The organism is Streptomyces sp. NA02950, assembly GCF_013364155.1.
Lineage (GTDB): Bacteria > Actinomycetota > Actinomycetes > Streptomycetales > Streptomycetaceae > Streptomyces.
Window position 1 is genome coordinate 488203 of record NZ_CP054916.1, and the last position, 22772, is coordinate 510974.

Consider the following 22772-nt stretch of genomic DNA (forward strand, 5'->3'; position numbering starts at 1 on the left):
GGTACTCAGGTCATGGACGGGCCCGACGCACGATGCGAGTAGAGGGCGACGTACTGGGAGGGATACCTGTTGGACGGTTTCGCGTCTTTCGTCACCGGCGCCGGTACGCCCCAGGAGGGGGTGCCACGGCAGACAGCGTCCCGGCAGTCCCGTCCGGCCGGTCGGCTGTCCCGTCGACGATTCATCGTCTATTCGCTGGGGGCGTCCGCCCTGACGGTCGCCGCACCGATCGGCTGCGACACGCTCTCGGCGGAAGGCGCCGAGGGCACCCCGGAGTCTGTACGCAAACCGTCCGGCGTCCTGGTGACGGGCGCCGACGACGAGATGCTGGTCCTGCACGTCACGGCGGCGAACAAGGTGATCGTGCGGCTGCCCCGGGTCGAGGTCGGCCAGGGCATCACGACCGCGGTCGCCATGATGATCGCCGAGGAGTTGGACGCCCGGCTCGTCGACGTCGACATCCCGCTCGCCGACGCCCGGGACAAGGGCAACCAGTACACGGGCGGTTCGAGCTCGGTCAGCTCGCTGTACGACCCGGCCCGCCAACTGGCCGCCACCGCCCGCGCCAGGCTTCTGACCGCGGCTGCCAGGCGGTGGCACCTCCCCGCCCGGACCCTGCGCACCCGGGACACCATGGTCATCGCACCGGACGGGCGCACTGCCAGCTACGGGTCACTGACCGCGAGCGCCGCCGGGATCCATCGGCCCACCGTGTCGAGCAGGCCCAAGCCCCGGTCCCGGCATCGCGTGATCGGGCGGCCGACGACCCGGATCGACGCGCGGGACATCGTCACGGGCCAGGCGAAGTACGCCGGAGACCTTTCGGTGGCCGGAGCGAAGCCGACCGTGGTGGCCCGGCCGCCGACGATCATGGGGAAGGTCGTCTCGGTCGACGAAAGTGCGGCCCGCGCCATGCCGGGCGTCCGCGCCGTCGTCAGGATCGCCGGAGGTGTCGCCGTGGTGGCGGACACCTTCCACCACGCCTTCAAGGCCAGGGACGCGCTGCGGATCACATGGGGCCCCGGCCCGCTCGCGCCCCTGTCGGACGCCGCCATCCGGGCCCGGCTGCGGGCCGCCGTTCCACGGCTCGGCACCCCGCCGCGCGGATCGGCGCAGAAAGAAGCCGAGTTCGAGTTCGCCTTCGTCAGCCACGCCCCGATGGAGGTGCTGACCGCGGTGGCGGATGTGCGCGCCCACCGCGCGGAGTTCTGGTTCTCCACGCAGACGCCGATGGACGCGCGGGAGAGCATCGCCGAGGCGATCGGACTGCCGAAGTCCAAGGTCCGGGTGCATGTCGTGCGCGGCGGGGGTTCGTTCGGCCGGCGGCTGAACTTCGACGCTGCGATTGAGGCGGCACTGATCTCCAAAGCGGCACGCCGGCCGGTGAAGCTGATGTGGAGCCGGGGCGACGACATACGGCACGGCAGGATGCGTCCGGCCAGCCACCACAGGATCCGGGCCAGCCTCGCGCGGGGAAGGGTGGTGGCCTTCGCGCACTCAATGGCCTCGGTGACCGAGTCCTCCGCCCAGCAGGGCACGGCCGGGCAGGGAGGTGCGACCACCGCCGCCGTCGCACGCGCCGGGCGCACTCCCGCGGCGGGCCCGCTCCCCAGCGACACCGGACCGTACAACTTCGGACGCGTCTCGCGGGACTCGGGTGAGGTCGGGCTGGCGATGCCCCTCGGCGCCTGGCGGTCGGTGGATTCCGGGACGACGAGGACGGCCGAGGAGATCGTCGTCGACGAGGTCGCCAGGAGCCTGGGCAAGGACCCGGTCGCGTTCCGGCGCACCACACTCCGCGGCAAGGCCGTCAAGGCCGTACTCGACAAGGTCGCGACCGCCGGAAGGTGGGGCCGGACCATGCCGACGGGCCAGGCCCAGGGCGTGGCTGTCCACGAGGAGTACGGCTCGTGCGTGGCCTGCCTGGTCGAAATCGACGCCACCGACCCGAAGAAGCCCCGGGTGACCAAGGTGGTGATGGCGGCCGACGTCGGAACGGTCGTCAACCCGCGCGGCCTCGAGGCTCAGCTCATGGGCACCGCGATCGACGGGATCTCCACCGTGTTGCAGGCCGGCCTCCACATCGACCGTGGCGCGGTCCGCGAGAGCAGCTTCTCCGACTTCCGCTACGCCCGCGGGCGGCACGCGCCTCTGCACTTCGAAGCGCACATCATGCCCTCCCGGCGTGACCCCGGAGGAGCCGGCGAACTCGGCGTTCCGGCCGCGGCGGGCGCCGTCGCCAACGCCTATGCCCAGGCGACCGGTACCCGACCCCGCCGTTTCCCGGTCAACTTCTGAGAGGTACCGATGCCCTCCTACGCCTTCGTCCTGAACGGGAAGCGGGTCACCGTCCAGGCACCGGCCGACATGCCGCTGCTGTGGGTGCTGCGCGACATGCTGGGGGTCACCGGCCCCAAGTACGGCTGCGGTGTCGGGGTCTGCCGCGCCTGCACCAGCCATCTCGACGGCGAGGAGGTCCAGCCCTGCGTCGTGCCCGCCGCGGACTGCGCGGACCGCTCCGTCACCACCATCGAAGGCCTGGCCGACGGAGACACACTGCACCCCGTACAACGGGCCTGGCTCGACTGCGACGTCGCGCAGTGCGGCTTCTGCCAGCCGGGGCAGATCATGGCCGCGGCAGCCCTGCTGAAGAAGACGCCCCGGCCGACGGACGCCGACATCGACCGCATCGAGAACGTCTGTCGCTGCGGCACCTACTCCCGGATACGCGAAGCGATCAAGAAGGCGTCCGCCGGCGGCCGGCACGCCGAAGACTGACCGGGGATTGCGGTCCTGAGAGGACGTCTTGTACCGCAAGGGGACTTCCAGAGCCGTGCGGCGAGGGGACCGGTAGGCGCCTCCCCCCAGCCGGGGCCTGAGGCCGGACCGGAGGCCGGGCAACCGGATCCGGCCGTGGTGGAGCCCGGCGTACATCGCTCCTGCCCGCGGCGCTGCTCGGGCAGCAGCGTCAGATCCACTGCGGACTTCACCGCCCCGTCAAACAGCATCAGGCAGCACGATGGCCTCGACCGCTCTCATGAGACGATCCCCTGTCTCATCGATGCTCCCGTTCTGGGCGCTGATCTGCGCGCCCTCGAGGAGGAAGGTGATCGAGGCGCAGGCCTGCTCGGGGTCCGGCAGGCCGGCCCGTGCGCACATGTCGGTGAGTCTGCGTGCCTGCCGGGCCTTATGGTTCTGGATCAATTGGCGCGCCGGGTGCGCCGGGTCGGGCAGCTCGGCTATCGAGTTGATGAAGGGACAGCCCCGGTGCGTGATCGCCGGAAGCCCGTCGGCGATGAACCGTGCCAGGCCGAGCAGTTGAGCGCGGGCGTCGTCGGGATGCTCTTCCTCCACCTTGTCGAAGGCTGCCGCGTAGTCATGGACGACGATGCGCAGCCACTCGACGATCAGGGCGTCTTTGGTCTCGAAGTGCCGATAGATCGCCATCTTGGTGGTACCGGCCCGATCGGCGATCGCCTGTAGGCCGACCCGCCCGATGCCCTCGTTGAGGAAAAGTTCCTCGGCGGCGTCGAGGATGCGCTCCCGCGGGGGCAGCTTCGCCACCCTCGTCGGCCTTCTCGAGGTGGTTGTCACGCGGCTCCCCTCCGCTGCGCGATCGGCGTTGTCACCTTGTCCCATCGCCGCTACGGTACCAAACCATCCTTGATGATACCGTTCGGTATCGTACAGAACTATGCAGTATTGTCGTGTACGTGAGGAGGGAGTGCCGCAGTGAAACTTTCCGAGTACGTGAGCTTCGACGCGGTAGGGCTCGCCGACCTGGTCGCCCGCGGCGAGGTGACACCCGCCGAGCTGGAGGCCGCGGCACTTGAGGCGGTGCGCGTGGTCAATCCGCGGATCAACGCCGTGGCGGAGACATGGCCGGCGGATGAGGCGCAGGAGGAAGGGGGACCGCTGGCAGGAGTGCCCTTCCTGATCAAGGATCTGGGCGTCGCGATGGCGGGCAAGCGCATGGAGCTGGGCAGCCGCCTCGCAGCCGGCCATGTCGCGGGGGCCGACTCGTCCTTGATGCGACGGTTCAGGCAGGCCGGGCTGGTGACGCTCGGACGTACCACCACGCCGGAGATGGCCTACAGCATCACGACCGAACCGGTGCTCTACGGGGCCACTCACAACCCCTGGGACGTCGAACGGAGTGCGGGCGGCTCGAGCGGAGGGGCGGGGGCCGCTGTCGCCGCCGGGATCGTCCCGGTCGCACACGCCACCGACGCTGCGGGATCGATCCGCATTCCGGCCGCTTACAACGGGCTGTTCGGCTTGAAGCCCACCCGGGGGCGGGTGTCCATGGGACCCGACGTGGACGAGATCTTCAACGGGCTCGCCGTGCACGGCAGCGTCAGCCGCACCGTTCGTGACAGTGCCGTCCTCCTCGACCGGATGAGGGGCCCGGAGCCGGGCGACCCCTACTTCGCCGCCGAACCCGCGCGGCCGTACGCCGAGGAAGCCACCCGGCATCCGGGCGCGCTGCGGATCGGTGTCCTCACGCAGCCCTGGGGAGGACGCCGCACCACCGCGCCCGTGGCCGACGCCGTCGCCGCCACCATGCAGCTGCTGGAGTCGCTCGGTCACCACGTGCGGGAAGCGGACCTCGACCTGGGAGTCGGCTGGGACGAATTCATCCTCGGCAACGCCGCCCTGTGGAGCGCGAATCTCACCGCGTGGGTGGATGACCTGGCGGCCGCCCTCGGCCGGCCCGTGGACGCGACCACTTTGGAGAACGTCATCCTTGCCAGCTACCGCTATGGGCAGCAGGTGACCGGCGTACGGTTCGTCAAGGCGCTTGCGATGCGCAACCGCGTCGCCCGGAGCGTGGCGCGGTACTTCGCCACGTACGACATACTCCTCACGCCGACTCTGCCCGAGCTGCCCGTGCCTCTGGGAACGTATGCCGAGGGAGCGGACGACCTGGATGGCCCCGGATGGCTGGTCCGCCTTTTCGACCGCTCCCCGTTCACCGCGGGCTTCAATGTCGCCGGTACGCCCGCCATGTCGGTGCCCCTGGCGTCCGACACCGCGACGGGCCTCCCCATCGGCCTGCAGTTCGCCGCCGGCTTCGGGGGCGAGGACGTTCTCTTCCGCCTCGCAGGACAGCTCGAGCAAGCCAGTCCCTGGAACCGGCGGACTCCCGTGGTGTGGGCGGGCCACGGCGGCAACGCCTGACCAAGGACGTCGCTCATAGGAACACCGGCATATCCCTTGATGGGCTCGCGCCCCAGCAGGGGGTATACCGGCCGACGGCCGAAGCACCCCGGACGCCACACCGGCCCGTAGGAGCCATGCCGCCATGGCTCCGCCCATGCCGATGCCTTCGCAGCGGGCCGCCTCAGGTCATCGATGGCCCCCTGTCGAACCGCGTTCCACGAGTTCCGGCGCCGGTTCGCGGAGCACCAAACCGGCCAGAGCAGCGCCAGCCTGGCCGGGCTTGCGAGGAACCTGATCTCCGGCAGCCGCGGCCGCCGGGTGCTTCAGCCTGGTGCCCAAGGCTGCTCCACGCACCACGCACCACGCACCACGGGCCGCCGGGGGCGTCGGAAACCCCGGTCGGCAGTCAGCTCAGAGCGTGCCCCCGCATCGTCGGCGCTATGCCTTCGCGTGAGCGCCCCTCCGAGCGGCGCCTTCCGCAGGCCTTGACACACCAGCACGGTGCCGGGCGCGTGCACGCCGGGCCGATCCGCCGAGGGGCCGGACCGGCCGGGGGGACGGCTCACTCGCAGCCGTACCGCCAGTTCCAGCCGACGAAGGTGTGCCGCAGCTCCACATCGAAGTGGCAGCTGGAGGTCCCGTCGGCGTTCAACCGGACGGTGGAGTGGTGGGTGTTGGCGTACCAGCTGCCGATCGGGTCGAAGATGCCCTTGTAGGTGAAGTCGGCGTGCGCCTGGGAGTTCACCACGGGGCAGTCGGCCGTGCAGTCGTCCTTGGAGGTCCGGGACGCCAGGGACCACCCGGCGTCCCACGGCTCCCGGTTCCACTCCTGCGTCGGGGTGATGGTGGCCTCGGTGATGCGCTGGTCCGTGGTGTCCCAGGCGGCCGTGGTGTACAAACCGGTCATGCGGATGTTGCAGCAGTCGTACATCTCGTTCCAGCCACGCAGCTGATGGCCCGCACCGGCGGCGGCCGGGGCCGCGGCCCGACGAGCGGCGGGGGACGCCGCAGTGTGCCGCACCGGCCCGAGAGTGGCCTTGCAATCGGGGCCGATGGTGATCTGCCGTGAAACGGCCCGGCCGGCCGACGGGGCCGGGAGGTCGCCGGTCAGCCGGACGCCGTCACAGGACTTCCCACCCGTGCCGGAGTCCTGTGCCGTCGCCGTCCCTGTCCCGCCCAGCAGGACCGCCAGGGACGCGGCCGACGCGACGACGATTCCGATTCCGCTCTTCACTTCTCCAGCCCCTTCGACTCGATCTGACGGCACGCCGGAGCGTGGTGAGATCACGTCCACTGCCAACCGCAGTGATCGTAGAGGTGGTTCGGCGACAGCGGCGTGAAGCCGGGCAAAGATGGCAGGAACATGATCCGCATCCGGAGACCGCGTACCGGGCGGGCGGCCCTGGGCGCCGTTCCCACCCGTGCACGTGCCGGTACCCCGGCACCATCCGCCGGGACACTCGCGGTCCCTGGGAACGGCCGGTGCCCTGGCGGGCGAGCAGGCGTACCGGGCCGGGAGCGTCCATCTGGCAGACGGGCTGGATGAGCTCACGTGCTTCGCCGCGCAGATCGCGATGCGGCAGGTTCCGGACGGGCCCTCGTTCCTCCCCGGCGGCAGAGGACATGGGGCCCGCCGGATCCGGTGATCTCCTCCACCACCGACGACCAGCTCAAGCAACAAGGGAGAGAGGTGTCGTAACAAAACGCTGTACCCCCGGAAAGCTTCGCCGGGTTGGTGCCTTCGGATTCTCATGATGGGGGTGTGAGGGAGGCCAGTGCGGCGGGTTGTACTGCGCCGGCGGCGGCCGAGCCGAGGAGGAGTTCGGTCAGGTTATGGGGCTGTCCTTGTTCACCGGTCGGGGCCGCTGCTGCGATCCGGTCCAGCCGGAAGCCCCGGCCGGCCCGGCGTGTGCGGCACCAGGCGATGAGGTACCAGCGGCCGTCGGCAGTGAGCAGTCCGGCCGGTTCCACGACGCGGTTGCTTTCGTGTCCTGCCGCGTCGGTGTAGGACAGCCGCAGAACCATGTTGTGGGTGAGAGCCTGCTCCACCGCGGTACGGATCGCGGAGTCGCCGTGCGTCGGCAGGGTAACGATCCGTGCGGCGAGTTCTTGGGCCGCCGCCGAGGCGGGGCCCGCCATCGAGGCCACGATCTTCTGAGCCGCCGTGCGAGCCGCGCTGACGAAGGGGGTGGAGGCGCCGGCCGCGGCGAGCGCGGCGGTCAGCGCCGAGGCTTCATCGGTGGTGAGGTGGATCGGGGGCAGGGTCATCTCCGGGTCGGTCGACCAGCCACCGCCTCGCCCGGGTATGGAGCGCACCGGGACACCGGTCTCCATCAGCGTCTGAAGGTCGCGCTGCACCGTGCGTGTGCTGACCTCGAACCGCGTGGCGAGCGCCGCGACCGTCAGCGGCCGCGGCGCCGCCGCGCGCAACTCTTCCACCAGCGCGTACAGCCGGGCAGTGCGATTCATGCTGCCGACGCTACCGTCACGCGGAGACCAGGAAGTCCCGCTCACGCCGTAGTTCCCGCTCGGTGACGGTCAGGGGGAACAGGGTGAAGCCGTGCATCGCGCCGGCGACGACGCCGAGCTGCACAGGCGCACCCGCCGCCTGCCACCGTGCGGCCAGGAACAGCGAGTCGTCCAGCAGCGGATCCTCGGTGCCGACGACGATCCGGGCGGGCGGCAGCCCGGTCAGGTCAGCGAACAGGGGCGAGACCTCCGGGCTACGACGCTGCTCTTCTCCCATCCCTGGCGTGAACAGCTCATAGCCGCGCCGCAGCGTGTCGGTGTTGCTCAGCAGCTGTCGTGGGCCGAACAACCGCTGGCTCGGTGTCATCGACAGGTCGTAGGGGCCGAAGAGCAGGTGGGCCGCCTGGAACGCGCCGGTGACGCCATGCCGGTCGCGAAGGCGCAGCAGTGTCACGACGCTCAGGTGGGCACCGGCCGATTCACCGCCGATCAGCAGCCGTTCGGTACCGAATTCGGCCGCGGCATGTGTCACCAGCCATCGGGCAGCCGCCTCGCAGTCCTCGGGCCCGGCGGGGAAGGGGTGTTCCGGCGCGAGGCGGTAGTCCACGCTCACCACGGCCAGCCGTGCCTGCTCGGCGAGCCGCCAGAGCCGCTTGTCCTGTCCGTCCGCAGACCCGAAGGCCCAGCCGCCTCCGTGGATGTGCAGGTACACGCCGTCGACGTGGTCCGGCGCGAAGATCCGTACCTTCACTCCGTCCTCGACGACGCGGTCTTGGCCGTGCGGCAGTCTTACCGGTGGCGTGTCGCCGCCGAGCCGGTTGCGCCGCAGAACCGCCAACGTGGCCGCGCTCGGTGCCTGCCCGCGAGCTGGACGGTTCGCGGCGGCAGCCTCGAATTGCTCGTTGAATGCCAGGGTCTCGGGGAGGCAGTCCTCATCTGTGATCGTCATGCCGTCGATAGTCACAGCTGCCCGCGACAACGCCCTGTCACCTTTTCCTCGTGGTCTGTGTCACGGTCCTGTCCCGCTGCTGGTGTGACGGGATCGAACACCGGGCTGGTGCACGCTCGCCGCCGCCTGCGCGCTGCCGGTCTCGGCGGCCTGGCCGACCTGGGCTTCATCGGCCTGGACGACGACGGGGACGACCCCGTGGTCGTCCCCGGCTTCAAAGCCACCGGTGCCCGCAGGCTCGCCCCGGACGGTCTGTGGGTAGTAGCTCATGAACAGGTAGAAGCCGAACTCGCAACGAACATCAGGGTGATCGAGATGAGTGCACCGGCACGGAGACGGTGCATGAGTACGCGCCGGCAGCAGCGGGCGGGCGGCGCGCACCTGGGTGCCGACGTCGAAACCTCAGCAGTTCAGAGAGGTGACGAGACCGAAGCTCACGGCACCGGACCACATGGGGCGCATGACGGCCTCCCAAGAAGCACCTGCCTGCGGCTGTCAAGCGTAGGCGAGATGCGGCACTGGTGTCCGGCCCGCGACATCCCACCATGACCGATGGGGCCTCGGGTTCCCGCGGGAGGGCGGGCCCATCAACTGAGGTAGTGCGCGCGTCCCTCGTCGTCGAGCCCCACGGAGCCCTCGGGGATGATGCAGAACTCATTGCCCTCGGGGTCGGCCATCACCAGGAACCCTCCGTCGTCGTACTGCTTCAGCCTGCGTCCGCCGAGCGCTACGACCCGCTGCTGCTCGGCGGCCGGGTCGGGCGAGGTGATGTCGAAGTGCATGCGGTTCTTGCCCGACTTGGGCTGGGCGGTCTGCTGGAAGCCCAGCGCCAGGCTGTTCTCACGACGCAGCCATACATACGGTCCCGTGCGGCCCACGATCGGCCTGCCGAGCAGCTTGGACCAGAACACTGCGAGCAGTTCGGGGTCGGTGGCATCGACGATGAGGGCATTGATCCGCATGGATGAGTCCGTCATGTCCTGATCCTGTCAGGCCGCGTAGGGCCGCGGGCCCGCGTGGCCGAAGAGGCCGACCGACGGTCCGTCCCCAGGCTGGATTCGCGCCTGGCGTCGGCACGGGCCCAACCTCCGACGGTCCGGGAGTACCCCCCTGGTCAGCCCTCATCCAGGTAATCGAACTAGAATCGAACAGTGAGTATGGAGGAGGAGTGGCGGTCGAAGGCGGGGCCGTGGGCGCGGGCGACACTCCCGGACGGCCAGGAACTCGACGTCGTCGTGACCTCCCGCTACCGGTCGGAGGACGGCCGCTGGTGGTACGAGTGCGAAGCCATCCTCCCGGCCCGGCACGAAGCAGCCGACGGTGCCACCAAGTCGATGGGCGCCCCTACCCCGATCAGTGTCCAGGCCGAGCGGATCACCCCGATCCCCGGCGAGGACTACTCGGCGCTGCCCACCGAAGGAGCGGTCGCGGGCCGCCAGTGGGCGCTGCAGAAGATCCACCAGTACAGCGAGGACTCCCCCGCCCGCCGCCTGCACCGCCGCGACTGCTGGCAGGCCCGGGACAGCCACACCCGAATCACCACCGAGCGGGCAGCCGAGCTGTGCGCGGGCCCGACAGTGGCGATCTGCGACGTATGCCGTCCGGACCGGGTTCTGCGGCGGCGCTGACCAGGCTCGTTTTACGGAGCCGCTGCTCGGCAACCCGCTGCTGTGACTACGGAGAGAGGAGTCCGTGATGAGCACTGTGCGGGAGTCCGTCGAGGTAGAGGTGCCGCTGCACACCGCCTACAACCAGTGGACGCAGTTCACCGAGTTCCCACGGTTCATGGAAGGCGTGGACCAGGTGACCCAGATCGACGACCGGCACATCCACTGGTCGACCTCCATCGCCGGAGTGCGCCGCGAGTTCGACACCGAGATCGTCGACCAGCTTCCCGACGAGCGCATCGCCTGGCGCACCACCTCGGGCGACGTCCAACAGCGGGGCGTGGTGACGTTCCGCACCGTGGACAAGACCCACACCGAGGTCAACCTGGCCCTGGACTACGAACCGACCGGGGGTGCGGAGAAGGCCGCGGACATGACCGGGACACTCGACCGCCGGATCAGGGGCGATCTGCACCGGTTCAAGGACTTCATCGAACACCGGGGCCAGGAGGAGGGCGGCTGGCGAGGCCGCATCAGCCCCGGCTGACCACCAGAGCCGCACCGGAGCAGCCCGGCACAACGATCACCAACGAACCGCATGAGCAGCGCCGAAGCCGATGGGGCGGACCGCTCCATCGGCTTCGGACAACCGGGGCGGGCTGGACCAGGCGCCGAGGCGTCCGGGAGGGAGTCGATGTTCCCGAAGGCCGTGCGCTGCTGATCGCACATCGTCACCCGCTGCTCACTCTTGGTGACCCGCCTTACCAGGCGACCTCATCCAGGAGGTGCGGGCCGTTGTTGCCGGTGTGGTTCACCGCCGTCGAGACGGGTCGGGCGTCCAGGTGGCCGTCTGCGGGCTGGGTGAGCAGCCCGCGGAGTTCGTCGGCGTTGTCGCGATGGGGGTCAAGCCAGGCGTCGTAGTGGTCCGGTGTCAGGGCGAGCGGCATGCGGGGGTGGATGCGACCGGCCGCGTCGGTGGCCTCGGTGGTGATGATCGTGCAGGTCATCAGCCAGGCGGATGGGTCGTCCTTCTCCATGTCCGGGTTGCGCCAGTACTCGTACAGGCCGGCGAGGGCCATCACCTGCCCGTCAACGGGATGGATGAAGTACGGCTGCTTGCGCGCCTTCCCGCTCTGTTCGTTCTTCAGCCGCTGCCACTCGTAGAAGCCGTCGGCGGGGAGAAGACAGCGGCGCCGGGCGAAGGCGCGGCGGTAAGCGGGTTTCTCGTGCACGGTCTCCACGCGCGCGTTGATCATGCGGGAACCGATCTTCGGGTCCTTCGCCCAGGAGGGCACCAGACCCCACCGCAACGGTCGCAGCTCCCTACGCACAGACGCCTCGTCGTCGCTTCCGCGCGAGGTGCGCTCGAGGACGGCGTAGACGTCGTCCGTGGGGGCGACGTTGTAGTTCGGGTCCAGCGTCTCTTCGGAGTGCCAGTCCTTGACGCCGAAGAGCCGAGTCAGGTCCTTCGGACTGCGGGTGGACACATAGCGGCCGCACATACCGCCACTGTGCCACGCACCCGCCGGAACGGCGGACCAGCGATGAGGGGTGCCAGGTACGCCTGACGGTTGTCCAGTCGTAGCTGGACCTCCTGCTCCTGATCGCCGGAGGCAGACCCGATGAACCTGGACCGTGAAGGCGGATGCGACGCCTGCCCGCAGCCGGTCGAGGGCCCAACAGCTGCCCGGGACGACGACCGCCACCGGCTCGGTCAGCCGGCGTGGCGCTGCCTGCCACAGCGGCAGGGTCTACGACCTGACCGGCCCAAGGGCGATCAGCGTCGGTGAAGCGGCCGGCATGATCGCCCGGGTCACCGGCCGTACCATCCGTCACGTCGGCATCGATCCGGTGGCCTTCGTCGAGCGACAGGTCGACGCCGGCGTCGCACCCGACGTCGCCCGACTACTCACCGAACTCCTGGTGGCCATCGGCAACGGCTCGGGCGCCGCACTCTCCGACGGCGTGGAACGAGCCCTTGGCCGGCCACCCAGGACTTTCGAGGCCTTCGTCACCCACACCGCCGCCGCGGGCCGCTGGAACTGAAATACCCCCTCGCTACCGAGCAGGACGACATGAGCGCCGAAGTGGCCGGCTGAAGCGTTCACCGGCCGGCTGAGGCGCTCAGTCACAAGTTCCGAGGCACCCGCTGTCGCGGAAGTACCTCCCCCCGGTGCTTCGGCCGCCGGTCTCGGTTTCAGCCGCCGAAGATCGACCACGAGGTCGTCCCGTGCGCGGCCATCAGGGCGGCAAGGACAGCCAGATCGGCGATGCCCAACCCCAGGCCGAGCAGCGCGCGGAAGCGGCGCGGAGTGTCCCGCCGCAATGCGATGACTGCCAGGGTGATCGCGACAGGGCCGAGGACGAGGTTGAGAACGAGTAGCCCAATGAGTCCGAGGACGAAGGAGGCCACCGCCATACCTTCGGTGTCCCGTCGACCCGTACGACGTGAGGGCTGGGCGGTGAGTTGCATCGGCTAGACCCTCCTCGGTCGATTCCGGCGTCGTCGTTCACGCACAGTGAAGACGAGGAGCCAGACGCCGATGAGCAAACCGAGCGCCACGGTGACCGGCCAGGGGATGTAGGAGGCCGTCCCCACAACGATCGCCAGCAGGAGCAGGCTCACTACCAGGAAAAGCACGGTCACCTCCCCCGGCCAGTGGCGCGGGCGTTGGGCAACAACCACGCCTTCCAAGCCTTCGGGAGCCTCATCGTCGACTCGTTCATGACATCGCGAGTTACCCACCATTGGGTGTTTACACAGCCTGTTCCCCAATGGCGAGCACCAGTTGGCATCGCGCCCAGTTGCCGCCCCAGTTCATCGACCAGTGCGGCGTGAAGACGGCCACGACCGCCCATGCCAGCCGAACACGGTGCAAGAAGCACGTGCTACGAAGCAGGTCGACTGCCGGTTCGAGTTGGAGATGAACAGCGCAATCGGCGGTAGCGCCGGCGGCACGGTTCCACGCGGTGGTGCCGTCGCCGTGTGGCGGCGGTCACCGCCGTCGTCCGGCGGCACCGTGAGAGTCAGAGCGGGGCGCCAGGGTGCAGGACTAGGCCTATGGGGAAGCCCGTCCGGGTCGGCAAAAGCCCTCGATGGCCGTCAGGAAGCCCCGTCCGAAGCGTCCCCCGGCTCCGGCTCGGCGAGATCAGGCAGGCGCTGGCGCGGCCCGTTTCGGCCACGGGCTCACCCGACCGCCCGTACGTGTCGACGAGGCATCGGTAGTCGGGTGTGGTGAGGTGATGCGGACGGCGGGAACCGGACCGGGATCGGGGAGTCGAGGAGCGTCCATGGATGGCGTGTGCGGCGGGCTCAGATCCGTTGTCGTGGCGGCTGGTGCCGCCTGTGTGCTTCTGAGCCCGGCGTTGGCCCCGGCCGACTCCGTCGCCGTAGCAGTCGTCGCGCCCCATCCGGTGCGGGGGGAGGACGTGCGAGGCAGGGGAGAGGGCGGAGACGGCACCTTGATCACCCGCCTGCTCACACCCCCCACCGGCACATCGATCGCGTCACCGGCACGGGACACCCTCTATGCCTGCAAAGGCGGGACCCTCACCCGGCCCGACCGCCCCTGGATCGACGCGCACGGTGTGATCGACGTGTTCAAGCGCCCCTTCGTGTCGGGGACCATGCGCTGGCACAAGGTGCTACGGGTGTGGACGACAGCGACCAAGAGGCATTTCAGGGGCAACGGTCTCCCGGACCATTTCACCGGGCGCTTCCCCGTCCAGAAGGGCACTCCCGCCTACAAGTACTACGCGGAGATTCCCTCTCCCGGGTACCCCAACGCCGCCGCGATCCCGATCAAGTCGTGGAACCTCGACGTCACGGTTCCCCGCAATCCCACCGTCGCGGCACAGCCCACCTGCATCGACCAGCTCACGACGGGGATGGCTCTGGCGGGCGGCACCTTCCACCTCGAGGTGGCGACCGACGCGGCGGACCGCCCGGTCGACCCGAACGCGGCCCTGCCTCTCGACCGCTGCTGGGGCCATCCGTACGAGACCCAGTATCACTACCACGGCCCCTCGCAGACCTGCTTCGACAAGGCGTCCGGACGGCCGAAGCACGGTGTTCTTGGGCACTCACCACTCGTGGGCTACGCCATCGACGGCTTCGGGATCTACGGGCCGCGCGGCGAGGACGGAAAGATCGTCAGGAACGAGGACCTGGATGTCTGCCACGGCCACACGCACGCGATCACGTGGGACGGCAAGAAGGTCGTCATGTACCACTACCACCTCAACGGGGAGTATCCGTACTCGATCGGATGCTTCCGGGGGACACCTGTGACGGTCCCCGGGTCCGGGCACGGCTGGTGCCACCAGTGGGACCGCAGTTCGACCCTGGCGGCGGTAGGCACGCGCAGGCGCCACTGAGGTGGAAGCGACTGCGGCTCGCTTCGGACAGGGCTTCCTGACGGCTGTCGAAGGCTCCCTGACGACCCTCGCAGTCTTCGCCTCCAGCCGGTTCCCCGTCCGGGAACCGGCACGGACCACCCACACCGATAACGCCAGCGGATGGAAGTGCACCCGGGGACACGAGCGATCCACGGCCACGCCCGGGAACGCAACGAGCCCTTCCCCACGGCAGATGAAGCCCGCCGCGCCCTCGCGCCTGCCACGGAATTCACATACCAGGAGCGATCGGAGATCCCCCGCCCGGTCCCGCGTTCCCAAAACCGGAACCCACCTCGGCGGGAACTCCGTCGGACACGAGCCGGCCGTCCGGACCGCTGACGGCATTCCGTCACCTGACGAGCCGCATTGCGTCGGTAGCTCTTCATCTGGGAGCCCTCGATGACCGATGCCTGCGGATCCGGAGCTCTTGCCGGCGCGCTCGGCCTCACCCAAACGGGCGCGTTCCTTGTTGACAGTCACACCGCCGTCGGGGCTCCCTGCACGCCTCCAGCTTTGCCGGCACGACTGGGACCCGGATTGCTGGGAACCCCGGGGTTATGTGTGCTGTACGGCGCCCGGCACTGTATGCCGCTTCCGCTGCCTCCCATCGGCGCGAATCTCGCTCCCCCCAGCATCCCCGAGCGGGTGAGTCAGCCGGCTCGTGCCACGACACGCGTCATGCCTCGTCCCGGTGCGCGGGCGAAGCGCTTCGGCCGAATGCGCATGTCGGCGTGGTGCGGGAAGCCGGGACGGCACGCAATGTGTAGATCTTGAGTATCGATGTCCGCAGCAATGACGAGCACAACGGAGGACAGGAAGGCGTCCATGGCCACCGAAGATCGGCAGACAATGCCCGGCAGGAGCGTCTCGAAGCGATCCGCTGCCGAAGTGGCGAAGGCTCTGCGCTCCCGTGTGGACGGTGAAGTGCGCTTTGACGCGGGCAGCCGTGGCGCGTATTCCACCGACGGCTCGAACTACCGTCAGGTGCCGATCGGCGTAGTGGTGCCCAGAAACGTGGACGCGGGGGCGGAGGCGGTCGCGGTCTGCGCGGAGTCCGGCGTCCCCGTACTCAACCGGGGCGGCGGGACCAGCCTGGCGGGCCAGTGCACCAACGCGGCAGTCGTGATCGACTGGACGAAGTACTGCGACCGGCTGGTATCGGTCGATGCCGAGCGGAGCACCTGTGTGGTCGAGCCCGGCATCGTGCTGGACGAGCTGAACCGGCTGCTCGCACCGCATCAGCTGAAGTTCGGCCCCAAGCCGTCCACCCACAGTCACTGCTCGCTCGGCGGCATGATCGGCAACAACTCCTGCGGTGCCTCGGCCCAGGCGTACGGGAAGACCGTGGACAACGTGCGGCGGCTGGAGGTGCTGACCTACGACGGCACACGGTGCTGGGTCGGCCCGACCCCGGACAGCGAGTTCCAGGCGATCGTCGCCGCCGGAGGTCGGCGTGCGGAGCTGTACCTGGGCCTGAAGGAGATCATCGACCGGTACCTCGAAGACGTCCGGGAGGGATACCCGGCGATTCCGCGCCGGGTATCGGGATACAACCTGGATTCACTGCTGCCCGAGAACGGCTTCGACGTGGCCCGGGCACTGGTGGGCAGCGAGGGCAGCCTCGTGACGGTGCTGCGCGCCGAACTGAAGCTGGTACCCGTCCCGCCGTACGAGGCGGTCCTCGTCCTGGGATACCCCGACATCTGCTCCGCGGCGGACGACGTACCGCGGCTGCTCGCGCACAGCCGTCCCACCCAATTGGAGGCGCTGGACGGGCGGATGGCGCAGCTGATGCGGGAGGAGCGAGCGTTCCTGGACTCCTTGGACCAGTTCCCGGCGGGAGAGAGCTGGCTGCTGGCGCAGTTCAGCGGCGACAGCCAGGATGACGTCGACGCGCAGGGGCGTGCTCTGTTACGTGCGCTCGGCCGCGGCGAGGACGACGGCACCGTGGCGTTCTCCGACAATCCGCTCCGGGAGGAGAAGGTGCTCCGGGCCCGGGAGGCGGGACTGGGGGTGACCGCCCGCCCACCGGACGGGCGGGAGACCTGGGAGGGGTGGGAGGACTCCGCCGTGCCGCCCGAGCGGCTCGGGGACTATCTGCGTGACCTCAAGCGGCTGTTCGAGGAGTTCGGGTACGGCCAGTCCTCGCTCTACGGTCACTTCGGGCAGGGGTGTGTCCACACCCGCATCCCCTTCGAGCTGAGGAGCGCCGAGGGGGTGGCCGCGTTCCGGGACTTCCTCGGCCGGGCGGCCGAACTGGTGGTCTCCTACGGTGGGTCGCTCTCGGGTGAGCACGGGGACGGTCAGGCGCGGGGCGAACTGCTGCCCCGGATGTTCGGCGATCGGCTGGTTGCCGCGTTCGGTGAGGTGAAGGCCCTCTTCGATCCGGACAACCGGATGAACCCCGGGAAGGTCGTGGCACCGAACGAGGTGGACGAGGACCTGCGGCTCGGTCCGCACTGGCGGCCGCGCTCCCTCCAGACCCACTTCGGTTATCCCGATGACCAGGGTTCTTTTACCCAAGCGGCGATGCGGTGCGTCGGTATCGGCAACTGCCGCACCCGCCAGGGTGGCGTCATGTGTCCGTCCTTCCGGGCCACCGGCGAGGAGGAGCACTCCACTCGCGGCCGAGCGCGACTGCTGTTCGAGATGCTGGAGGGGCACAGCGACTCGGCGGTTACCGACGGCTGGCGCTCCACCGAGGTCCGTGACGCGCTGGATCTGTGCCTGGCGTGCAAGGGGTGCAAGTCGGACTGCCCCGTCGGGGTGGACATGGCCACGTACAAGGCCGAGTTCCTCTCCCACCACTACGCGGGGCGGCCACGACCGGCCGCACACTATTCGATGGGATGGCTGCCGGTGTGGGCGCGGGTTTCCCGTCTCTCCCCACGGCTGGTCAACGCCGTGCTGCGCGCCCCGGGGCTGGCCAGGATCGGCAAGCTGATGGCTGGGGTGGCAACCGAACGGGAGGCACCCGTCTTCGCCGAGGAGTCCTTCTTTCAGTGGTGGCGGAGCCGGGAGACCCCGCAGCCGGAGCCGGGGGACGACAAGGCGGTTGTTCTGTGGCCGGACACCTTCAGCGCGTTCTTCCACCCCAGCATCGCGCGCTCGGCGGTCCGGGTACTGGAGGACGCGGGGTTCCGCGTGGCGGTACCGAGTCAGGCGGTGTGCTGTGGGCTGACGTGGATTTCTACCGGACAGCTCGGCGTGGCCAAGCGTGTCCTTCGTCGCACGGTCGAAGTACTGCTGCCATGGATCGAGGCCGGTGTCCCGGTCGTCGGTCTGGAGCCCTCCTGTACCGCCGTCTTCCGCGCCGACGCACCCGAGCTGCTGCCGGACGACCAGGACGTCCAGCGGCTCGCGCGTCAGTTCCGTACGCTCTCCGAACTGCTCCTCCATGACGCCGAGGGCTGGCAGCCCCCAACCCTCGGGAGGGTGGCGACGGTGCAGACGCACTGTCATCAGCACGCCGTGATGAAAGCCGATGCCGACCGCGAGCTGATGCGCCGTGCCGGTATCGACGCCGATGTCCTGGACGAGGGCTGCTGCGGGCTCGCCGGGAACTTCGGGTTCGAGCGCGGACACCACGGCCTTTCCATGGCCATCGCCGAGCAGGGTGTCCTGCCGGCCGTACGCGGCACCGCCCCCGGTGCTCTGGTCCTCGCCGACGGCTTCAGCTGCCGCACCCAGATCGAGCAGGGCGCAACGGGCCGTCGGGCGATGCATCTGGCCGAGGTGCTGGCGCTCGGCCTGGACGCCACACACCTGCCCGCCCACCTGCCGGAGAAGCTCGCCCTGCGCCCAGAGCCTTCGCCTCGTGATGCGCGCGTGGCCGCGGCCACGGCGCTCATCGTGGCCGTAGCTTCGGCCGTTGGCATCCACGCCGTGGTCCGCCGTGGCCGCGGACGGGGCGCCGCCCTCCCCCGCATGCCTTGACGAGAGGAAGAACCTGTGTCGCTGAAAGTATCCGACTACATCCTCCAGCGCCTGCGCGAGTGGGGGGTGGAGCATGTCTTCGCCTACGCGGGCGATGGCATCAACGGTCTGCTCGCCGCCTGGGGCCGGGCCGGCAACACACCACAGTTCATCCAGTCCCGGCACGAGGAGATGTCCGCCTTCGAAGCCGTCGGCTACGCCAAGTTCTCCGGCCGCGTCGGCGTCTGCGCGGCAACCTCCGGACCCGGCGCCATCCACCTGCTCAACGGCCTGTACGACGCCAAACTCGACCACGTACCAGTCGTGGCGATCGTGGGCCAGACCAACCGCAGCGCCATGGGCGGCTCCTACCAGCAGGAAGTCGACCTGCTGAGCCTCTACAAGGACGTCGCCGCCGACTTCTGCGAAATGGTCACCGTCCCCCAACAACTCCCCAACGTCATCGACCGGGCCATGCGCACCGCCCACGCCAAACGCACCGTCACCGCCGTCATCGTCCCCGCCGACGTACAAGAACTCACCTACTCACCACCGACACACGCCTTCAAAATGGTGCCCTCCAGCCTCGGCGTGTCCTCCTACGCCCCCGTCCCCGACACCACCGACCTCGACCGCGCCGCCGCAGTGCTCAACGCCGGAGAGAAAGTGGCCCTCCTCATCGGCCAGGGCGCACGCGGAGCACGGCCCCAAGTCGAAGAACTCGCCGACGTCCTCGGCGCCGGAGTGGCCAAAGCACTCCTGGGCAAGGACGCATACCCCGATGACCTGCCCCACGTCACCGGCGCCATCGGCCTGCTGGGCACCCGCCCCTCCTACGAAATGATGCAGGACTGCGACACCCTGCTCGTCATCGGCTCCAGCTTCCCCTACACCCAGTTCCTGCCCGAACTCGACCAGGCCCGGGCCGTACAGATCGACATCGACCCCTTCATGCTCGGCCTGCGCTACCCCTTCGAAGTCAACCTCGTCGGCGACGCCCGCGAAACCCTCAAAGCCCTGCTTCCCAAACTCAAGCGCAAAAAGCACGGATCCTGGCGCAAGAAGATCGAGAAGAACACCGCCCGCTGGTGGAAGGTCATGGAACGACGCGCCGCCGTGGACGCCGATCCGATCAACCCCGAATACGTCGTCCACACACTCGACGCCCTGCTCCCCCACGATGTGATCCTGGCCGCCGACTCCGGCTCCGCCGCGAACTGGTACGCACGCCACCTCCGTATCCGCGCAACCATGCGCGGATCGCTCTCCGGAACACTCGCCACCATGGGACCGGGCGTGCCCTACGTCATCGGGGCCAAATTCGCCCACCCCGACCGGCCCGCGCTGGCACTCGTGGGCGACGGGGCCATGCAGATGAACGGCATGGCCGAACTCATCACCGCCGCCAAATACTGGAACCAGTGGCAAGACCCCCGCCTGATCGTCGCGGTCCTCAACAACCAGGACCTCAACCAGGTCACCTGGGAAATGCGCGCGATGTCCGGCGCTCCACAGTTCCTGCCCTCCCAGGCCCTGCCCGACGTCCCCTACGCCGACTTCGCCCGCTCCATCGGTCTGGAGGGCGTGCGGGTGGAGACACCGGAGGCAGTGGAGTCCGCCTGGCACAAAGCCCTCGGCGCCGACCGCCCCTTCGTCATCGACTTCCGCACCGACCCCGCCGTGCCCCCCATCCCCCCACACGCCACCCTCGACCAGATCGAAGCCGCCGCCTCAGCCATCATCCAAGGCGACACCGACCGCACGGACATGGTCCGGCAAGGCGTCAAAGCCAAGATCCAGGAATTCCTCCCCGGCAAAAGCCACCGCCAGGAACGGAAGGACTGATGCCCGGTCCTGCGCGGGACGCACCGACGGTGGAGCGTGTGGAGGTGTCTGTCTACACGGTGCCGACCGATGCTGCCGAGGCGGACGGCACGCTCGCCTGGGGGTCCACCACGCTCGTCCTCGCCCAGGCCATCAGCGGGACGACGATCGGAACGGGGTGGACTTACGGCTCCCCCGCCACCGCAGAGGTGATCAGCAAGGAACTGGTCGAGGTCGTGACCGACCGTTCCGTTTTCGACGTGCCCGGGGCGAACGAGACCATGTCTCGCGCGGTGCGCAACACCGGACGGCCCGGTCTCGTCGCCGGAGCGATCTCGGCCGTCGACATCGCCCTGTGGGACCTCAAGGCTCACCTCCTCAAGCTTCCCTTGGTCCGCCTGCTCGGCGCCACCGTCACCGATGTCCCGGTGTACGGCAGCGGTGGCTTCACCACCTACGACGAGGACCAGCTCACCCGGCAACTGCGCGACTGGACGCGGGAGCGGGGGATTCCACGCGTCAAAATCAAGATCGGTGAGTCCTGGGGGCAGGAGCCGGAACGGGACCTCGCCCGCGTGCGCCAGGCGCGTCAGGTCATCGGAGACTCCTGCGAGCTGTACGTCGACGCCAACGGCGGCTATACCCGCAAACAGGCCGTCCGAATGGCCGATGCCTTCGCCGGACAGAACGTCACCTGGTACGAGGAACCGGTCTCCTCGGACGACCTGACCGGGCTCCGGATGGTGCGCGACGCCGTCCGATCCGATGTCACCGCGGGCGAGTACGGCTACGACCTGCCGTATCTGACACGCATGGCGGCCAGTGGGGCCGTTGACTGCCTCCAGGCCGATGTCACCCGTTGTGGGGGCATTACCGTCTGGCTGCGAGCCGCCGCCGTCGCTGAGGGCCTCGGCCTCCAGATCTCCGGACACTGCGCCCCCCATCTGCACGCCGACGTCGCGGCCGCCGTCCCCAACCTCCGCCACCTGGAGTGGTTCCACGACCACGTCCGCATCGAGCAGGAGCTGTTCGAGGGGGGACTCGACCCGTCCGGGGGCAGCGTGCGACCCGGCGCGTCCGGAGAACCGGGACACGGACTCACGTTCCGGCACGCCCAAGCCGCACGTTTCCGCACCGGCTGAGAGTGACGGCCCTCCTGGTGGCTGGGTGTGCCAGCACCCCGGCGGGGCGGCTGTGCAGGGCAGTGGTCAAGCGGAGTGTGGCCGCACAGCCGACGGCCGGCACCCGTCTGAGCCCCTCGATGCACCAGCGCTCGGCCCCTGAGGGGCAGCCCCGGGAGGGGATGTCACACACCCGTTTCCTCCCGCCGCACAGAGCGAAACCCCGTGCTGTCGGAGCGTGTGCGGCCCTGGCGTATGCCGAGGAGATGACCCGCCGCGTCAGGGCGGGCAGGGCGGCTGCGGCGGGGTGATCACCGCCCGACGACCGCATCGGCAGAGGCCCATCACGACCCTGCCTCAGAGCGCTCACGGCCGGGGCGCTCACGGGCTACGTCGGCAGGCCGCTTGTCATCGCGCAGCCCCAGGAAGCGGGGATGGCGCAGTCGGCCGGCGCGGGTCCATTCTGTGAAGCCGACTTGTGCCACCAGCTCCGGACGCACCCAGTGAGCGGCTCGTTCGCGGACGGCCTCGTCGAAGGGCGACCGCTCGGTCCGGAGACGCTCGAGACGGCCGCGTAGCTCACGCAGCGTTCGCTGGTCGTAGCCCGTCCCGACTCTTCCCGCGTAGCGCAGCCGACCCTGGTCGTAGTAGCCGAGCAGGAGCGCTCCGAAGCCGACTCTGCTGCCGGTGGGTTCGGTGAATCCGCCGATCACGAGTTCCTGACCGCCGCCGCATTTCAGCTTGAGCCAGTCGGTCGAACGCCGGTGGGCGTACGGCGCGTCCGCGCGTTTGGCGATCAGCCCCTCCCAACCGCGGGCGCAGGCGTCGTCGAGCAGCTCGGCCGACCACTGGTTACGGTGCGTGCTGAAGCGCAACGGATCCCGGTAGGCAAAGACATCGCGCAACACCCTCTTGCGGACTCGTAGGGGGAGGCGGCTGGTGTCCTGCCCGTCGAGACGGAGCAGATCGAAAAGGTAGTAGAAGACGGGAACGCTCGTGGCGCTGTCGGCCCGTGCCTCGGTGAGGCCGCTGCGCTGCTGGAGCAAGGAGAAGTCGGTGCGCCCGTTCCGCATGGCGACGATCTCGCCGTCCACCGTGAAATCGGAGCACGTCTGGGCTTCGAGGGCTTCCACGAGCTCCGGGTAGGTGCGCTCACGTGACAGGCCACCGCGCGAGAACAACCGCGTCTGGCTGCCTTCTCGGGTGGCCAGGGCGCGTACGCCGTCCAGTTTCCGCTCGAACAGCCAGTGGTCGTCGAAGGAACGTCGGTCGCTGAGCACGGCCAGCATGGGCTGCTCGGCCACTTGGCCGCTCCTGGTCGAAGCG

Annotated in this window: 19 protein-coding genes; 10 read left to right on the top strand and 9 right to left on the bottom strand. The window is 69.3% G+C overall.

Going from position 1 to position 22772, the window contains the following annotated elements; all coding sequences use genetic code 11:
* The first annotated feature begins 183 nt into the window (after positions 1 to 183).
* Positions 184 to 2298 (top strand): xanthine dehydrogenase family protein molybdopterin-binding subunit, encoded by a 2115-nt coding sequence (locus HUT19_RS01805; protein WP_176186359.1) that lies wholly within the window; start codon positions 184 to 186, stop codon positions 2296 to 2298.
* 9 nt (positions 2299 to 2307) lie between these two features.
* The gene (locus HUT19_RS01810) at positions 2308 to 2778 is read left to right on the top strand and encodes a (2Fe-2S)-binding protein (RefSeq protein WP_176178742.1); all 471 of its coding nucleotides are present in this window, start codon (positions 2308 to 2310) and stop codon (positions 2776 to 2778) included.
* A gap of 219 nt (positions 2779 to 2997) precedes the next feature.
* On the opposite strand, the gene HUT19_RS01815 is transcribed toward HUT19_RS01810, so the two are convergent.
* Positions 2998 to 3594: a TetR/AcrR family transcriptional regulator gene (locus HUT19_RS01815; RefSeq protein ID WP_176178743.1), complete on the bottom strand. Its 597-nt coding sequence runs from the start codon at positions 3592 to 3594 to the stop codon at positions 2998 to 3000.
* A gap of 138 nt (positions 3595 to 3732) precedes the next feature.
* Here HUT19_RS01815 and HUT19_RS01820 point away from each other — a divergent pair, with 138 nt between their 5' ends.
* Positions 3733 to 5181 (top strand): amidase, encoded by a 1449-nt coding sequence (locus HUT19_RS01820; protein ID WP_176178744.1) that lies wholly within the window; start codon positions 3733 to 3735, stop codon positions 5179 to 5181.
* Between the two features lie 544 nt (positions 5182 to 5725).
* On the opposite strand, the gene HUT19_RS01825 is transcribed toward HUT19_RS01820, so the two are convergent.
* The 5 genes from HUT19_RS01825 to HUT19_RS01845 form a co-directional block, all read right to left on the bottom strand.
* Complete coding sequence (locus HUT19_RS01825) at positions 5726 to 6397, bottom strand: hypothetical protein (RefSeq protein ID WP_176178745.1); 672 nt, start codon at positions 6395 to 6397, stop codon at positions 5726 to 5728.
* Positions 6398 to 6912: 515 nt separating this feature from the next.
* Positions 6913 to 7632, bottom strand: coding sequence for a YafY family protein (locus HUT19_RS01830; RefSeq protein ID WP_176178746.1), 720 nt, complete (start codon positions 7630 to 7632; stop codon positions 6913 to 6915).
* A 16-nt stretch (positions 7633 to 7648) separates the two neighbouring features.
* A complete protein-coding gene (locus tag HUT19_RS01835) occupies positions 7649 to 8581 on the bottom strand; it encodes an alpha/beta hydrolase (protein WP_176178747.1) in 933 nt (310 codons plus the stop codon).
* Positions 8582 to 8641: 60 nt separating this feature from the next.
* A complete protein-coding gene (locus HUT19_RS01840; protein ID WP_176178748.1) occupies positions 8642 to 8851 on the bottom strand; it encodes a hypothetical protein in 210 nt (69 codons plus the stop codon).
* A gap of 317 nt (positions 8852 to 9168) precedes the next feature.
* Positions 9169 to 9558 carry a VOC family protein gene (locus HUT19_RS01845; protein ID WP_176178749.1) on the bottom strand — a complete coding sequence of 130 codons (390 nt, stop codon included), beginning with the start codon at positions 9556 to 9558 and terminating at the stop codon, positions 9169 to 9171.
* A gap of 180 nt (positions 9559 to 9738) precedes the next feature.
* Between HUT19_RS01845 and HUT19_RS01850 the strand changes: the two genes are divergently transcribed.
* A complete protein-coding gene (locus tag HUT19_RS01850; protein WP_176186361.1) occupies positions 9739 to 10209 on the top strand; it encodes a DUF6233 domain-containing protein in 471 nt (156 codons plus the stop codon).
* A gap of 67 nt (positions 10210 to 10276) precedes the next feature.
* On the top strand, positions 10277 to 10735 hold the full coding sequence (locus HUT19_RS01855; protein WP_176178750.1) for an SRPBCC family protein: 459 nt from the start codon (positions 10277 to 10279) through the stop codon (positions 10733 to 10735).
* A gap of 214 nt (positions 10736 to 10949) precedes the next feature.
* Here HUT19_RS01855 and HUT19_RS01860 read toward each other — a convergent pair whose 3' ends face one another.
* A complete protein-coding gene (locus HUT19_RS01860; RefSeq protein WP_176178751.1) occupies positions 10950 to 11690 on the bottom strand; it encodes an SOS response-associated peptidase in 741 nt (246 codons plus the stop codon).
* 133 nt (positions 11691 to 11823) lie between these two features.
* Between HUT19_RS01860 and HUT19_RS01865 the strand changes: the two genes are divergently transcribed.
* Positions 11824 to 12234, top strand: a complete 411-nt coding sequence (locus HUT19_RS01865) for a hypothetical protein (protein ID WP_176178752.1) — start codon at positions 11824 to 11826, stop codon at positions 12232 to 12234.
* A 151-nt stretch (positions 12235 to 12385) separates the two neighbouring features.
* Here HUT19_RS01865 and HUT19_RS01870 read toward each other — a convergent pair whose 3' ends face one another.
* Positions 12386 to 12661 (bottom strand): DUF4190 domain-containing protein, encoded by a 276-nt coding sequence (locus tag HUT19_RS01870; RefSeq protein WP_176178753.1) that lies wholly within the window; start codon positions 12659 to 12661, stop codon positions 12386 to 12388.
* Positions 12662 to 13650: 989 nt separating this feature from the next.
* Between HUT19_RS01870 and HUT19_RS01875 the strand changes: the two genes are divergently transcribed.
* The 4 genes from HUT19_RS01875 (at position 13651) to HUT19_RS01890 (ending at position 21467) form a co-directional block, all read left to right on the top strand.
* Positions 13651 to 14565: a YHYH protein gene (locus HUT19_RS01875; RefSeq protein ID WP_176178754.1), complete on the top strand. Its 915-nt coding sequence runs from the start codon at positions 13651 to 13653 to the stop codon at positions 14563 to 14565.
* Positions 14566 to 15435: 870 nt separating this feature from the next.
* Positions 15436 to 18522: an FAD-binding and (Fe-S)-binding domain-containing protein gene (locus tag HUT19_RS01880; RefSeq protein WP_176186363.1), complete on the top strand. Its 3087-nt coding sequence runs from the start codon at positions 15436 to 15438 to the stop codon at positions 18520 to 18522.
* Positions 18523 to 18537: 15 nt separating this feature from the next.
* A complete protein-coding gene (locus tag HUT19_RS01885) occupies positions 18538 to 20346 on the top strand; it encodes a thiamine pyrophosphate-requiring protein (RefSeq protein WP_254885375.1) in 1809 nt (602 codons plus the stop codon).
* A complete protein-coding gene (locus tag HUT19_RS01890) occupies positions 20346 to 21467 on the top strand; it encodes an enolase C-terminal domain-like protein (RefSeq protein WP_176178755.1) in 1122 nt (373 codons plus the stop codon). The genes HUT19_RS01885 and HUT19_RS01890 overlap by 1 nt, the downstream gene beginning before the upstream one ends.
* A gap of 323 nt (positions 21468 to 21790) precedes the next feature.
* Here HUT19_RS01890 and ligD read toward each other — a convergent pair whose 3' ends face one another.
* Positions 21791 to 22750: a non-homologous end-joining DNA ligase gene (ligD, locus tag HUT19_RS01895; RefSeq protein WP_368661676.1), complete on the bottom strand. Its 960-nt coding sequence runs from the start codon at positions 22748 to 22750 to the stop codon at positions 21791 to 21793.
* Between the last annotated feature and the right edge of the window lie 22 nt (positions 22751 to 22772).